The following is a 12216-nucleotide window of genomic DNA, read 5'->3' as shown; positions in this document are numbered from 1 at the left end:
CGCAGTCGGTCGTGGTCGGCAACGTCGGTGACGGCGACGACTTTCCGCATCAAGACGGCCCACTGCGGCTCGCGCGGTCGAGCGGAGGACCGCCGGCGACGTCATCGGCCACTGCGGGCCGATCGACGGCGGGCGGGGATGTGGGGGAGAAGCGGATCCGGCGTTCGAGTTGCCGCGCACCGCTTTCCGCCGTGTGCTGGACAAGGTCGGACTCGGTGAGGCCGGGTGTGAGGAGGTGGCCGCAGTTCGTGAAGCCACCCTGGTGATGACAAGACCGCTGTGGCCCGATCGGTCTCGGCGTGGAGAACGTCGTCGGGTTCACCGTCGCGAGAGGTCGATGACCACCTTGCCGTGTACGTGCCGGCCCGCCTGGAGTTCGGCCGCTCCGCGGATCTGCTCGATCGGGAAGCCGGCCGCGATGGGTACCCGGAGCCGGCCTTGCGCGACCAGGCGGGCGATCTCCTCCAGGGCCCCGGGTTCGGCGTTCGCGCCGTTGGCCGCCGGTACGCCGTCGATTTGCGTGGCGATGGTGCAGATGCGGTCGTCCGGGACACCGAGTTCCCGTGCGGTGTGCGCTGTTTCCGTGCCGTGCAGGTCGATGGCGGCGGTGATGCCGCCGGGCGCGAGGGCTCGGACCCGGTCGGCCAGGCCGTCGCCGTAAGCGACCGGCTCGGCTCCGAGGTCGCCAAGGAAACCGGCCGATGCCGCCGATCCCGTGCCGAGCACGCGCGCTCCCGCGATCCGGGCCAGCTGGACCGCGAACACCCCGACCCCGCCTGCCGCGCCGCCGATCAGGACGGTGTCGCCCGGGCCAGGGGCGATCACGGCGAGAGCGGCCGATGCCGTGCGGCCGGCGATCGTGAGGGTGGCGGCGGTGCGGTCGTCGACGTCGTCGGGGGTGTGGTGGACCTCGTTCGCCGCGGTCACCCCGGTCGCGTCGACCACCACGAAGTCGGCGACCGCGCGGGACAGGGCGCCGCCGAACACCCGGTCGCCCGGGGCGAAGCCGCTCATCCCGGCGCCGACCTGGTCGACCACTCCCGCGTAGTCGGTCCCGAACCCGGCCGGGAGGCTCAAGCCGAACCGGGCGGCGGTGTCCGCGTCGGCGGTCATGATCCAGTCCATCGGGTTCAGGCCGGCCGCGGTGACCCGCACCCGGACCTGTCCCGGGCCGGCTTGCGGAGCGGGAACCTCGCGGACGTCCAGGACTTCCGGGCCGCCGAACGAGTCGAGCTGGACCGCCCTGCTCCTGGCCGGCGGGTGATCGCTCATGATTTCCGGTCTCCTGAGGTCGAGGGAACGCAGTGAAACGGACTATGCTCCGTTTACTCGGACGACCCTAACACAACCGGAGCGTGATCCGTTTTGGCTGAGGTGGAGGTGCGCGGACCGCGGGCGGATGCCACTCGCAACCGCGACCAGTTGCTCGCGGTGGCGACCCGCATGTTCGTGGCGGCCGACGCCGAGCCGTCGATGCGGGCGATCGCCCGCGAGGCCGGAGTCGGCATCGCTACGCTCTACCGGCACTTCCCGACCCGCGAGTCGCTGGTCGACGCGGTCTACCGCGACCAGGTCGTGCGCCTGACGACCGGCGCCCGCGAACTGCTCGGCCGGCTGCCCCCGGCCGCGGCGATGCGGCGCTGGATGGACTTGTTCGGCGACTGGATCGCGACCAAGAACGGCATGCTCGACACGCTGCTCGCGATGATCGAGTCGGGCGAGATCGCTCACGCCCGGACCCGCACCGAGCTGCTGGCGGCCATCACCACGATTCTGGATGCCGGCGGTGCGGCGGGTGATCTCCGCTCCGACGTCACCGCCGACGACATCGCGGCTTCCCTCATCGGGATTTTCACCGTGGCCCCCCGGCCCGAGCACGAAGCCAAGGCCGGTCGCCTGCTGGATCTCCTCATGGACGGCCTTCGCCCGCTGCCCGGCTGAGCCGCCTCAAGTCCGGCCCCAGTGGTGTGCGGGGTGTGTGCCGCCGGCCTGCTACGCGACGAACGCGTGCGGCGGCCACGCACTTTCGCGCCCGGCTCGATCAACTCGGGACGCTGTTCAAATGCGCCGCAGTGCAAGCCTCCGCGTCGCCGGCAGGAGCACGGTCGCGAGCAGGGCGAGCACGAGAAGCGACAGCGCAAGCTTGACCGTCGCATCGGACACCGCGGCGGCCGCTGCAGCCAAGGCGAGCATGCAGATCGTCGCCCCGGTCAACAAACGACGGACCATGATTTCCTTCGTCATGTCCGATCGTTCTTCCCGTCGCGTCAAGCTGGTCAACCTTGATGTTCTCCATGCGAAATTACCTCGCTGACGACACGTTGCCTTCGGTGTAAAACCACACGAATACTGTGGATTTGCCGTAACAGACCGGGCGGCGTACGTGCGGCGGGCCGCGGACGCGCGACGTAAGGGTTCGTTAATCTTCCGGCGCGGTGATCGGGGTTAGGGTCGCCCGGTGCTCAGGTCACCATGGCAGCGACGTGCGCTCCTCGCCGCGCCCGGGTTGCTGCTTGCGGGGTTCGGTGTGGTGCATCCGGGGCAGCTCGACGCGGCCAGCGCGTCCTGGTGGGCTGCGCTGCACGTCGTCCTGCTGCCGGTCTTCCCCTTGCTCGCCGTGGCGCAGTGGTCGTTGCTGACTTCGGCGCCGCCGTGGCTGCGGTGGCCTGGGCGGCTGGCCGCGTTCGGGTTCGCGGCCTTCTACGGGGGTCTCGACGCCGTCGCGGGGATTGCCGCCGGGACGGTGGTGCACGCCCAGCACGGGGCCACGCCGGTCGTCGGTGCCGTGTTCGCGGCCGGGGACCGGCTCGGGTACGTCGGGTCGGCGTGCTTCCTCGTCGCCAGTGTCCTGATCGTCGTCGCGGCCGCCCTGCGCGTGGGGTGGCGGGCGGCGCCGGGTGCCGTGGTTCTCCTGCTCGCGAGTGTGTCGTTCGTGGACAGTCACATTTTCTGGCCGCGTGGCGTTTTCACGATGGCCGGCGTCGCCGTCGGGATGTTCCTGCTGGCTCCGGCCGAGGAGCCCGTAAGGGATCGGTAACCGCGCACGGGGGTGCGGCTGGGTGATTCGTCCGGTTGACTACGGCATCGACGGACGACGGAGGAGAACGAGATGAACCGCGCGCGGCGCCTGTTCACCCGGCCCTGGTTCGGCGGTGTTCTGGTAGCGGGGCTGGTCGCGGTGGCGGCGGGCCTGTACTGGTTCCAGCCGTGGCGGCTCTGGGTCGACGAGACGGTGCAGGATGCTTTCCCGGTCGCCGCATCGGAGCCGCTGCCCGCGCCGGAACCGCGGCTCCCCGCGTCGCCGCCTCCCGGGTCGGTCTCGCGGCCGGCTGGGCCGGTGGAACTGGTGACCGGCACGCTGATCAGCCACGAACACCCGACCAGCGGCACCGTCCGCGTCCTGCGCGCGGCCGACGGATCACTGGTGCTGCGCCTGGAGGACCTGGCCACCAGCAGCGGCCCGGACGTGCGCGTCTGGCTCACCGACGCGCCGGTGAAACCGGGCAAGGACGGCTGGGCCCTCTTCGACGACGGCAAGCACTTCGACGCGGGCAAGCTCAAAGGCAACAAGGGTAACCAGAACTACGCGCTTCCGGCGGGTACCGACCTGTCCGGGTACACCAGCGTGAGCCTGTGGTGCGACCGCTTCAACGTGTCGTTCGGCGCGGCGGAACTGGTCGGCCCGCGAGGCTGAGAATCGATCCGGCGCCTGTTTTGCATCGTGGTTGCATCGCGCGTCGCCGGTTCCTCATCATGGGGTCATTCATGCTGGTGGGGACGCATGAACGGCGTGGTTTCGGCACAGGGCCGGCCGAGAACCGGTCAGCGCCGGAAGGGGGATCTGGCTACGGTTCGGTGGCGAAACGACAAGCCGATCGGATCCTTGGAGGCACCGTGGGAACCGTCGTTCAGGTCGAGACCGCCGTGGCGGTTCCGGCCGACATCACATTCAAGTGGTTCACCGACTTCAGCCATTACCCGAGGTTCATGCGTTCGGTCGAGCAGGTTTTCCCGGTCGAAGGGCATCCCGCGCGTTTCCGGTTCGTGTACACACTCGCCGGGATTCCCCGCCGGTACAGCATCGACGTCGCCGCCGATCCGCAGCGCAGGACGCTGGACTGGGTCAGTGCGAGCGGCCCGCGCCACCGGGGGCACGCAACCGTGACCCCGGCGGGCGACGACGCGGCCGCCGTGACCCTCGAGCTGGAACTGGAACTGGACGCGCTCAGCGAGCGCATCGCGCTGGCATCGGGACTCATCACGACTCGAGCACGCGCCGATCTGCGGCGGTTCGCCCGGTTCGTCGAGGACGTCCACAACGCTGCCGATCCGTCCGAGGCCAAGGAAATCGCCGACGGGGAGGAGTCGCACCGGACGCCGTTGCAGTGGCTCTTCGACGCTGTCTTTCCCACCGACGAATCCCCGCGCTGACCTGCCCGGCTCGATTTGACCGCCGCCGGATGGGAAATCGTTGTCCCGGTAGTTCCGCGATGCTTTGTCGAATGTGCCACCGCAGGTGAAAGGGTGACGCGGGGACTGCCGTCGGTGTCGGAGTACGGCTGCAGGTCTATTTCGGACTTGGGGATCCGGGGCGGAGCCGGCGCAGGCGGAAGAAGGCGCCGGGGCCGGGAGCAGTGCGGCCCGGGTCGATGCCGTCACCTCGGCCGGCGGGTCCGGTCGCCGAAGGGGCGCGCCGGCGACCGATGGCCCAGGGGCCGTGGCCACCGTGCCCGGGACGGCGGCGATGACTCCCGCGAAGACGAGCGCGGTGCCGGTGCGGCGGTGTGTCCCGGCCGGGCGGGACACACCGCGTCGTGCCGGTCGGTTCACCGCGACGCGGGTTCCGGTCGGCGGCGGATCAGCAGGGCGGCGCCGAGGACCGCGACGAGCACGCCGCCCGCGGTCAGGAGGAACCACCCGGTGGCGTCGTCCTCGGCGGCCAGGCCACCCGAGCCGGTCGGCATGGACGAGGGGGCGGCGCCCAGGTTCTTGATCGTCTGCGCGGCGAGGGTGAGGGTCTTCGCGTCGGCCGAGCCGATGGCGTAGACGATCGTCGCGGTGCCGGCCGCGAGGTCCTTCGGCCCGAGGCCGACGGTGGCGGTGCCGGCCACGCCGGCGGGGAGGTCGGCCATGGCTTCCTTCGGGTTCGTGAGCCCGGTGAAGGCCGGCTTGCCCCCGGCGCGCACGTCCACGGCCGGTGCGGCGGCGGTGTGCCGGACGACCAGGCGGGCTTTGCCCGGCGCGGTCCGGCTCGCGTCGATGGCGAACGCCTTTCGGTCAGCTTCAGGGGGCCCGCCACGCTCGCGGGCTGGAAGTTGCCGAGGGTCTTCTTCCCGTTGACGTACACGTCGACCGGCTGGCCGTGGACGACCGAGACCACGGACTCCGCGGCCGCGGCCGCGGAGGCGGGAAGCGGGACCGGCAGCACGGCCAGCACGCCGGTGGCGACGACCACGGCGAGCGAACGCGGGGTTCCGGGCATCGGCTGCTCCTTCGGGACAGGTGGCTCGTGCAGCCGGTGGTTCGCCGCGAGGCTGGGAAACGGAGGCACCGCCGGCGGTGCATCCGCGGGGACCGCCGTGGGCGTATCCCCGTTCGCCGGGTGTCTGCGGCGAGGGGGACCGGACTCGAGGTGCGCGAGGATGCTGCTGGTGGAAGGTGTTGCGTCGGCCGGGCGTGCGGTTAGGGTGTCGGCCGTGCCCGATGACGCCGAGACGGCTGACGAGCTCGCGCGCCGGTTCGCCGGCGGTGAGCCGGCGGCGTTACGGGCGGTGTTCGATCGGCACGGGCCGGCCGTGCAGCGGCTGGTGCGCGCGAGCCTGCGCGATCCGGCGGACGTCGACGACGTCGTGCAGGCCACCTTCGTGTCCGCGTGGAACGGGCGGCACAGCTACGACCCGGACAAGGCCGGCCTGCTGGCCTGGCTGCTGGGCATCACCCGGCGCCGCATCGTCGATCTGCTGCGCGCCCGCGGCCGACGGCAGCGCGACACCGAGGCCGTCGCCGCGACCACGCCGGCCGAGGCGACGGCGGCGGAGTCCCCCGAGCGGATCGTGGACCGGCTGCTCGTCGCGGACGGCCTGCGACGCCTGCCGGACGCGCAGCGCGAGCTGCTCGAGCTGGCCTTCTATGCTGACCTGACCCACACCCAGATCGCCGAGCGGACCGGCCTGCCGCTCGGCACGGTGAAGAGCCACCTGCGCCGCGGCATGCAGAAGCTGCGCTCCGAGCTCGACAGCGTGCCGGAGGAGGTGACCGATGACGCACCTCGATCGCGATCACCTCGTCCTGCTCGCCCTTGACGACCAGGAGCCGGGCACGGCGGACACCGAGCACCTCGGCGGCTGCGCCACCTGCCGGGAGGAGCTCGAATCGCTTCAGGCGGTAGCGGGCCTGGGCCGGGAAACCCGCGCGGAGACGGAACTGCCGCCGGTGGCCGCGGCGGTGTGGGAGCGGATCGCGGCCGAGACCGGTCACCTGCCGCACGATGCCCAGGACAAGACGGCACCACCGCGCGTGGACGCCGCTCGGGGGAGCGTCTCGCGGCGTCGTTTCCGTTCCGCCGCGCGCTACGGCGTGGTCGCGGCAGCCGCCGCGACCGTGGCCGCCGTGGTGACGGTGGCTCTCACGCCCGGCAGCCCGGACGAGAGCCGGGTGGTCGCGCAAGCGCAGCTGAACCGGCAGGCGGCCGCACCCGCCGGCGCCGCCGGCCGAGCCCGGATCGTCGACAGCGGCTCCGGGACGTTGCGGCTCGAACTCGAACTGACCGGAATGCCGGCGCCGGCGGGTCTTTACGAAATCTGGCTCTACGACGGCAAAACCACCATGATCCCCCTCGGCGTCACCGCCGGGACGTACGCCGACGTTCCCATCCCTCGTGGCGTGACGGTGCAGGCTTTCCCGGTGGTCGATGTTTCGGCTCAGCGCATCGGGCAGCAGGAGCACGGGACGAGCATGGTGCAGGGGACCATCAGCGCCGGAGGTTCCTGACTCGGCGGTCGCTCACCGTTGTTCGGCCGCGCGGACGATCGAGCGCGCGAGCAAGCCGAACACGAGGTCGTGCCCGGGTTTCTGGACGTGCCAGTAGACGTCGCCGACGATGCCCGCCGGGGTGAAGCGGACCTGTTGCCGCAGGCGCGTTCCGGCGCCGGCGGGCTCGGCGCGCAAGCTCAGCTCGGCATCGCCGGGCAGGCGCATCTCGGCGCCCAGGACCAGTTCGCGACGGGCGTCGTCGCGGCGGCGGACGGTCCAGAAGTCCAGCACGTCTCCCGGTCCCGGCCGCGGCGAACGTCCGCGGTAGAGGCCGACGCCGCCCAGCGCGTGGTCCAGCACGCCGCGCAACGCCCACGCGAACCCGGGCGGGAACCGGCCTTCGTCGCCGCCCAGCCGCGTGATCGCTTCCCACACGGACTGCGGGCTCGCGCGGGTGTAGCGGGTGTGCTCGCCGACGTGGGCCCGGCCCTCGGGCGCGACGGCCGCGGGGGTGCCGAGCGCGGCGCGCAGGGCGTTGTCGAGGCTCGTCGGCCCGCCGGGCGGAGCGGGCAGGACCGCCTCGACCGGGGTGTCGGCGGGCAGCAGGTCGTGGTCGAGCGAGGCGAACAGCGGTGCGGCCACCGACGCGGGGACGGGAGTGGCCAGGCCCGTCACGAGCGCGGCGAGCGGGTGCGACCACAGCGGGGCGGGCACCGCGAGTGCCTCAGGGCGGCGCAGGACGCGCCCGCATCGCCGGACCAGGTCGTGGTAGCTGATCCGCTCCGGGCCGGTCACGTCGAACCGGCCGTTCGCGGGCGCGGCGTCGGCGGCTGCCCGCAGGAAGTGCCGGATGTCGGCGAGGGCGACCGGGCGGCTGCGGCGGGCGGTCCACCGCGGCCGCGGCCGGATCGGGAGCCGGGCCGTGCGCACCAGCAGTTCGAGCCCGGCGGAGCCGCGGCCGATGATCATCGACGCCTGCAGCACGAGGGCCGGGACCGGGCCGGCGAGCAGGATGTCGGCGACTTCCGAGCGCGAGGCCAGGTGCGCTGACGTTTCCGCGGCCGGGCGCGGGCCGCCGAGGTAGACGAGCTGCCGGACACCGGCTTCCGCGGCCGCCGACGCGACGCGTTCGGCGATGACGCGGTCGCGGTCGGCGAAGTCCGGTTCACGCAAGGAGTGGACCAAGTGGAAGACGACGTCGGCCCCGGCCATGACGGCCTTCAGCGCGGCGGGGTCGGCGGCGTCCCCGCGCGTCACCTCGACGTCGGCGGGGAAGGTGTGCCGGGGCGCGCGGGCCAGCACCCGCACCGGGTGCCCGGCGGCGGTCAGGTCGGCCACGAGCGCGGTGCCGACGAACCCGGTGGCGCCCAGCACCGCGCACCGCCGTTTGCTCACCACTCGTGGACCGCCTTCCGTGCCGACTCAGGATCGATGCAAATCTAGGCCGGAAAACCGGCGGACGCTGGCTGGGTAACCCCATCGCCGGGTTTGCATCGCACCTGAAGCGCATAGCTCCCGGTCTTCCGTGTTTCGGGTGCATCCGAAGCCGGCCTCGCCGGCGTAACCCCAGCGTCCACCATCGAGAAGGAGCCTTCATGCGTGTTCGCGTGTTCGGAGTGGTGATCGCGGCGGCCGCGATCATGACGGGTGCGGCGGCGGTCCCGGCCCAGGCGGCTCAGCCGCACGGGGTCTCGGCATCGGCGCACCACACCTGGCAGGGTCACGGATTCCACTTCGGGAAGGGCCGCACGGATCTGACGCTGGACCCGGCGGCGGCCGGCGCGCTCACCTCGCTCGGGGTGCGCGTTTCGCCGGTGCTGGCGCGGGTCGGCCACCCCGGCGGCAAGACCGTGTTCGGGTTCACGATCGTCGGCAACCCCACCGACGGCACCATCGAGCACGTCGGCGGGCTGTTGCTGCGCGCCGGCGGAAAGTGCCTGTACCTGACCAGCTACACGATCGACCTCGACCGCGGCGTGCTGAGCGGCCGGGTCGACTTCCGCACCCGGGCGGACCTGTTCACCATCGGCGCGGCGACGCCCGACGGCGTCACGCTGGCCCTGACCGCACCGGCGGCGGCGCTGCTGAACAAGACCTTCGGCGTCACCGCCTTCACGCCGGGCCTCGTCATCGGTTACGGCAACCCGATGGTCCGCGGCTAGCGGGTGCCGGGCGGTGCCTCGGTCGGGGTGACCGCGGCATGCGGGACGGCCGTTCCCGTCGGCGAGGTGGTGCGCTTCGGTGCCCCGTCCGCCGCGGGAACGGCCCCGTCAGGCGCGCTTGTCGAGGACGTGGTCGACGGCGTCCTGCAGGATCTCCGTCTCGTTGGTCAGGATCGATTCGCCCGAGGGAAGGGCTCGTGCGATCGAGAGTCCGTTGAGGACGGTCACGAGGTATCGGGCCCGCCGGGCGTTGTCGCCCGGGGCGAGGGCGCCCTCGTCGCCGAGCACGGTCAGCCAGTACTCGACGCGGCGGTGCGCTTCCTGGTCGATGGCGAAGTAGGCGGCGCGGTTTTCGTCGGTCGGTTCGGGCTCGATGAACGTCTTGAAGATCTCACTCCAGCCCGCTCGGGCTTGGTCACCCACTCCGGCGGCGGTGAGCACTTGGCGGAGGCAGCCGAGCAGCCGGTCCGAGGCCGGCGCGGACCGGTCGTGGATCAGGTCTCCGGGGATGATCGCGTCGTAGATGACGGCGAGGACGGTGTCCTGCAGGATCCGCTGGGTCGGGAAGTGGTACCTGAGTGAACCGGTGCTCACCCCGGCCCGTGCCGCCACCGCCCGGACGCTGAGCTTCGCTCCCGAATCCTCCGCGAACATCGCCAGTGCCGCCTGGATGATCCTGTCCCGGCTGCCGGTCTCCTGCGTCATGGCCACACCTCCTCTAACACACTGTACTAGCACGCTGTGCTACAGTCGCGTCCGACCTTCTCTAACACAGTGTGTTAGTGGCCTCCAGCTCGACAAACGAAGTGGACGTGACATCCCATGGACCGCCTCCGAAGGCCGTTCCGGATCATCCGCGCCGACCGCCGCGCGTACCTTTTCATCACCGGCTTGACCTATGGAGCGTTCCTGCTCGGCATGGCGCTGGGCGCGCTCTTCCCGGGCCTGCGCGCCGCGCGGACCGCGTCGTTCGCCGACGGTTCGCAGGGGGCGCTCGTCAACGCGGTCGTCGGCAACGGCTGGCTGTTCGCCGTGGTCATCTTCCTGGTCAACGTGTTCCCGACCGCGTTGCTGTTGATCACCCTGCCGTCGATGGTCGTCCCTTTCGCGGGGCTGGCGGTCTTCGCGGTCAAGGCGATCGACATCGGTATCACGCTCGCTCCGGTCGACCGGACGAGCGGGCTGACCTTGATACCGCATTCGCTCACGCTGCTCATCGAGTTCCAGGCGTACGTGCTTGTGGTCTTCGGCGCGTACCTGCTCGGCCGGTCCTGGCTCCGGCCGGCCACGGTCGATGCCGGCACGCGCGGGCAGGGATACCGGCGAGGCTTGCGACTGCTCGCCTCGCTCTGGCTACCGGCGCTCGCGTTGTTCGTCGTCGGCGCGGCGTACGAGGTCTTCGAGATCTACTTCCTCGTTCCCCGCGTGCTGGGGGTCTGACCATGGGTGAGTGGCGCCGGCGTCGCGCGGCCAAGCGGATCAAGCCCGGTACCGGACGGGAACTGCAGCCGTTCCGATGGTGGCAACCCTTCGCACGCTCGCTGTACTCGATCGACCTCGGCCGGAACGTCTACACCGTCGACGTCCGCCATCGCCGCCGGTTCTTCTCCGAAGACGGCAAAGGTACGGCGGACCTCTACCTCGACGGACGGCATCACGCCGAATCCAAGCTTCCCGTGGCTTTTCCCGTTCCGGGCGGCACGATCGAAGTCGCCGATTCGCCGTTCGGGCTGAAGCGCTGCCACTACGTCAGCGACGAAGGAGGTGAACGTCAGCTCGTCCCGGATCGCGCCTCGGCCGAAGGGCGGCGGGAGCACTTCGCCCGCGCTCATCCCGTGCTGAGCCGGGTCATCGGTGTCACGTCGGTCGCGGTGCTGGTGATCTCGGTGCTGCTGCTGATCCCGCAGCTCGGCGAGGTCGTTTTCAAGATTCCGCCGGTCGCGGAGCGCTTCGGGACCTTCGTCTCACCGGTCGCGCTTCCGGTGTGGCTCAACACCTCACTCACCGCCGGCGCGGTGCTGGCCAGCATCGAGCGCGCGCTCCGGCTGCGGCACAGCTGGTTCCTCGACCGGCTCGGATGACGGCGCGGCGCAGGGTGACGCGTCGAGACCGGCGCAGGACACTTCGGCCCACACCGTCTTGCTGCCCGCCGGGTGCGCGAGCACACCCCAGGTGTCCGCGAGCTTGTCGACGATCTGCAGACCACGGCCGCCGAGCCGCTCGCGGGACGGTGCCGCCACGACGGGCAGGTCCGGAGAACTGTCGTCGACTTCGAGCCGCACCCGGCACGGCTCCGCGGTGTGGCTCATGCGGATCTGCAGCGGCCCTTGCCCGTGGTCGTAGGCGTTGGTCACCAGCTCGGTGGCGACCAGCAGCACGTCGCCCAGGTGCGCATCGTCCACTTGCGCCAGCGTGCGGGAGGCCCAGCGGCGGACCTCGACCAGGACCGGTGCCGTGGTGCCGCGGAGATCGAGCGCCCACGGCGCTGTCCCGCCCCCGGTGACGCTTCCTTCGGGCATGACCGATCATCCCTTTCCGGGCTTCCGTCCTCCCTGCTGAAGACGTCCGCACCCAGGCGATACCCAGGCCGCGGTGAAGTCAATCGCCGCCGGTGGCCTGCCGGGCGCTCCTAGCCGGCGACGGCCGGTTCGATGTCGGCGTAGGTGGTGAACTGGGCGCTCAGACCGGTCAGGTCGAGCACGCGCGTGACGGCGCGGGTGGTGGCGACGAGCGCGATCGCGACACCGGTCTCGGTGGCCCTGCTGCGGTGGTCGGCCAGCAGCTCCAGGCCGACCGAGGCCAGGAAGGTGACCGCGCGGAGGTCGATCACGAGCCGTCGGTGTGCCGCGGCGGCTTCGTCGTGGGCCCGCGTGGCGATGGTGCGGGCGTCGGGGGCGGTCGCGAGATCGAGTTCGCCGGTGAAGGCGAGCACGACCGCTCCCGCCCGCTGGGTGATCGAACCGAAAAAGGACGGGGTGGTCACGAAGGACCTCGTTCCGGGCCGGGGATGTGGTGACCGGCGGTGTGCGGGCCGCGAATCGTGCGGGATGGCGATCTCCCCGGCAAGGGCTTGTCACCACGT

16 protein-coding genes are annotated in these 12216 nt (G+C 71.5%); 9 read left to right on the top strand and 7 right to left on the bottom strand.

Going from position 1 to position 12216, the window contains the following annotated elements; translation table 11 throughout:
• Window positions 1-318: 318 nt before the first annotated feature.
• Window positions 319-1272, bottom strand: coding sequence for an NADP-dependent oxidoreductase (locus AB0B33_RS18670; RefSeq protein WP_360773077.1), 954 nt, complete (start codon window positions 1270-1272; stop codon window positions 319-321).
• 93 nt (window positions 1273-1365) lie between these two features.
• Here AB0B33_RS18670 and AB0B33_RS18665 point away from each other — a divergent pair, with 93 nt between their 5' ends.
• Window positions 1366-1941, top strand: a complete 576-nt coding sequence (locus tag AB0B33_RS18665; protein ID WP_360773074.1) for a helix-turn-helix domain-containing protein — start codon at window positions 1366-1368, stop codon at window positions 1939-1941.
• A 117-nt stretch (window positions 1942-2058) separates the two neighbouring features.
• Here the strand turns inward: AB0B33_RS18665 and AB0B33_RS18660 are convergent, their stop codons facing one another.
• Entirely contained in the window at window positions 2059-2244 is a 186-nt protein-coding gene (locus AB0B33_RS18660; RefSeq protein WP_360773071.1) for a hypothetical protein, read from the bottom strand.
• 214 nt (window positions 2245-2458) lie between these two features.
• On the opposite strand from AB0B33_RS18660, the gene AB0B33_RS18655 reads away from it, so the two are divergent.
• The 3 genes from AB0B33_RS18655 (at window position 2459) to AB0B33_RS18645 (ending at window position 4431) form a co-directional block, all read left to right on the top strand.
• Window positions 2459-3037 (top strand): hypothetical protein, encoded by a 579-nt coding sequence (locus AB0B33_RS18655; RefSeq protein WP_360773068.1) that lies wholly within the window; start codon window positions 2459-2461, stop codon window positions 3035-3037.
• A 72-nt stretch (window positions 3038-3109) separates the two neighbouring features.
• Complete coding sequence (locus AB0B33_RS18650) at window positions 3110-3694, top strand: DM13 domain-containing protein (RefSeq protein WP_360773065.1); 585 nt, start codon at window positions 3110-3112, stop codon at window positions 3692-3694.
• A gap of 200 nt (window positions 3695-3894) precedes the next feature.
• Window positions 3895-4431 carry an SRPBCC family protein gene (locus AB0B33_RS18645; protein WP_360773062.1) on the top strand — a complete coding sequence of 179 codons (537 nt, stop codon included), beginning with the start codon at window positions 3895-3897 and terminating at the stop codon, window positions 4429-4431.
• 395 nt (window positions 4432-4826) lie between these two features.
• On the opposite strand, the gene AB0B33_RS18640 is transcribed toward AB0B33_RS18645, so the two are convergent.
• Window positions 4827-5192, bottom strand: a complete 366-nt coding sequence (locus tag AB0B33_RS18640) for a hypothetical protein (protein ID WP_360773059.1) — start codon at window positions 5190-5192, stop codon at window positions 4827-4829.
• Window positions 5193-5696: 504 nt separating this feature from the next.
• Here AB0B33_RS18640 and AB0B33_RS18635 point away from each other — a divergent pair.
• Together AB0B33_RS18635 and AB0B33_RS18630 are read left to right on the top strand one after the other, a co-directional pair.
• Complete coding sequence (locus tag AB0B33_RS18635; RefSeq protein WP_360773057.1) at window positions 5697-6302, top strand: sigma-70 family RNA polymerase sigma factor; 606 nt, start codon at window positions 5697-5699, stop codon at window positions 6300-6302.
• The gene (locus tag AB0B33_RS18630; RefSeq protein WP_360773055.1) at window positions 6259-6990 is read left to right on the top strand and encodes an anti-sigma factor; all 732 of its coding nucleotides are present in this window, start codon (window positions 6259-6261) and stop codon (window positions 6988-6990) included. Before AB0B33_RS18635 ends, AB0B33_RS18630 begins: the two co-directional genes overlap by 44 nt.
• Window positions 6991-7002: 12 nt before the next feature.
• On the opposite strand, the gene AB0B33_RS18625 is transcribed toward AB0B33_RS18630, so the two are convergent.
• Window positions 7003-8367, bottom strand: coding sequence for a DUF2867 domain-containing protein (locus tag AB0B33_RS18625; protein ID WP_360773052.1), 1365 nt, complete (start codon window positions 8365-8367; stop codon window positions 7003-7005).
• Window positions 8368-8567: 200 nt separating this feature from the next.
• Here AB0B33_RS18625 and AB0B33_RS18620 point away from each other — a divergent pair, with 200 nt between their 5' ends.
• Window positions 8568-9134 carry a hypothetical protein gene (locus AB0B33_RS18620; RefSeq protein ID WP_360773049.1) on the top strand — a complete coding sequence of 189 codons (567 nt, stop codon included), beginning with the start codon at window positions 8568-8570 and terminating at the stop codon, window positions 9132-9134.
• A gap of 108 nt (window positions 9135-9242) precedes the next feature.
• Here AB0B33_RS18620 and AB0B33_RS18615 read toward each other — a convergent pair whose 3' ends face one another.
• Window positions 9243-9839: a TetR/AcrR family transcriptional regulator gene (locus tag AB0B33_RS18615; RefSeq protein WP_360773046.1), complete on the bottom strand. Its 597-nt coding sequence runs from the start codon at window positions 9837-9839 to the stop codon at window positions 9243-9245.
• A gap of 117 nt (window positions 9840-9956) precedes the next feature.
• Here AB0B33_RS18615 and AB0B33_RS18610 point away from each other — a divergent pair, with 117 nt between their 5' ends.
• Both AB0B33_RS18610 and AB0B33_RS18605 read left to right on the top strand, forming a co-directional pair.
• Window positions 9957-10574 carry a stage II sporulation protein M gene (locus AB0B33_RS18610; protein ID WP_360773043.1) on the top strand — a complete coding sequence of 206 codons (618 nt, stop codon included), beginning with the start codon at window positions 9957-9959 and terminating at the stop codon, window positions 10572-10574.
• Between the two features lie 2 nt (window positions 10575-10576).
• A complete protein-coding gene (locus AB0B33_RS18605; protein ID WP_360773040.1) occupies window positions 10577-11215 on the top strand; it encodes a hypothetical protein in 639 nt (212 codons plus the stop codon).
• On the opposite strand, the gene AB0B33_RS18600 is transcribed toward AB0B33_RS18605, so the two are convergent.
• On the bottom strand, window positions 11132-11653 hold the full coding sequence (locus AB0B33_RS18600) for an ATP-binding protein (protein ID WP_360773037.1): 522 nt from the start codon (window positions 11651-11653) through the stop codon (window positions 11132-11134). The two genes, AB0B33_RS18605 and AB0B33_RS18600, sit on opposite strands and share 84 nt — an antisense overlap.
• A 110-nt stretch (window positions 11654-11763) precedes the next feature.
• Entirely contained in the window at window positions 11764-12117 is a 354-nt protein-coding gene (locus tag AB0B33_RS18595; RefSeq protein ID WP_360773034.1) for an STAS domain-containing protein, read from the bottom strand.
• Window positions 12118-12216 lie beyond the last annotated feature (99 nt).

Origin of the sequence: Amycolatopsis sp. NPDC049159 (assembly GCF_040648295.1) — a bacterium.
In the GTDB taxonomy this organism is placed as follows: Bacteria; Actinomycetota; Actinomycetes; order Mycobacteriales; family Pseudonocardiaceae; genus Amycolatopsis; species Amycolatopsis pretoriensis_A.
This window is presented reverse-complemented; position numbering and strand designations above follow the sequence as displayed.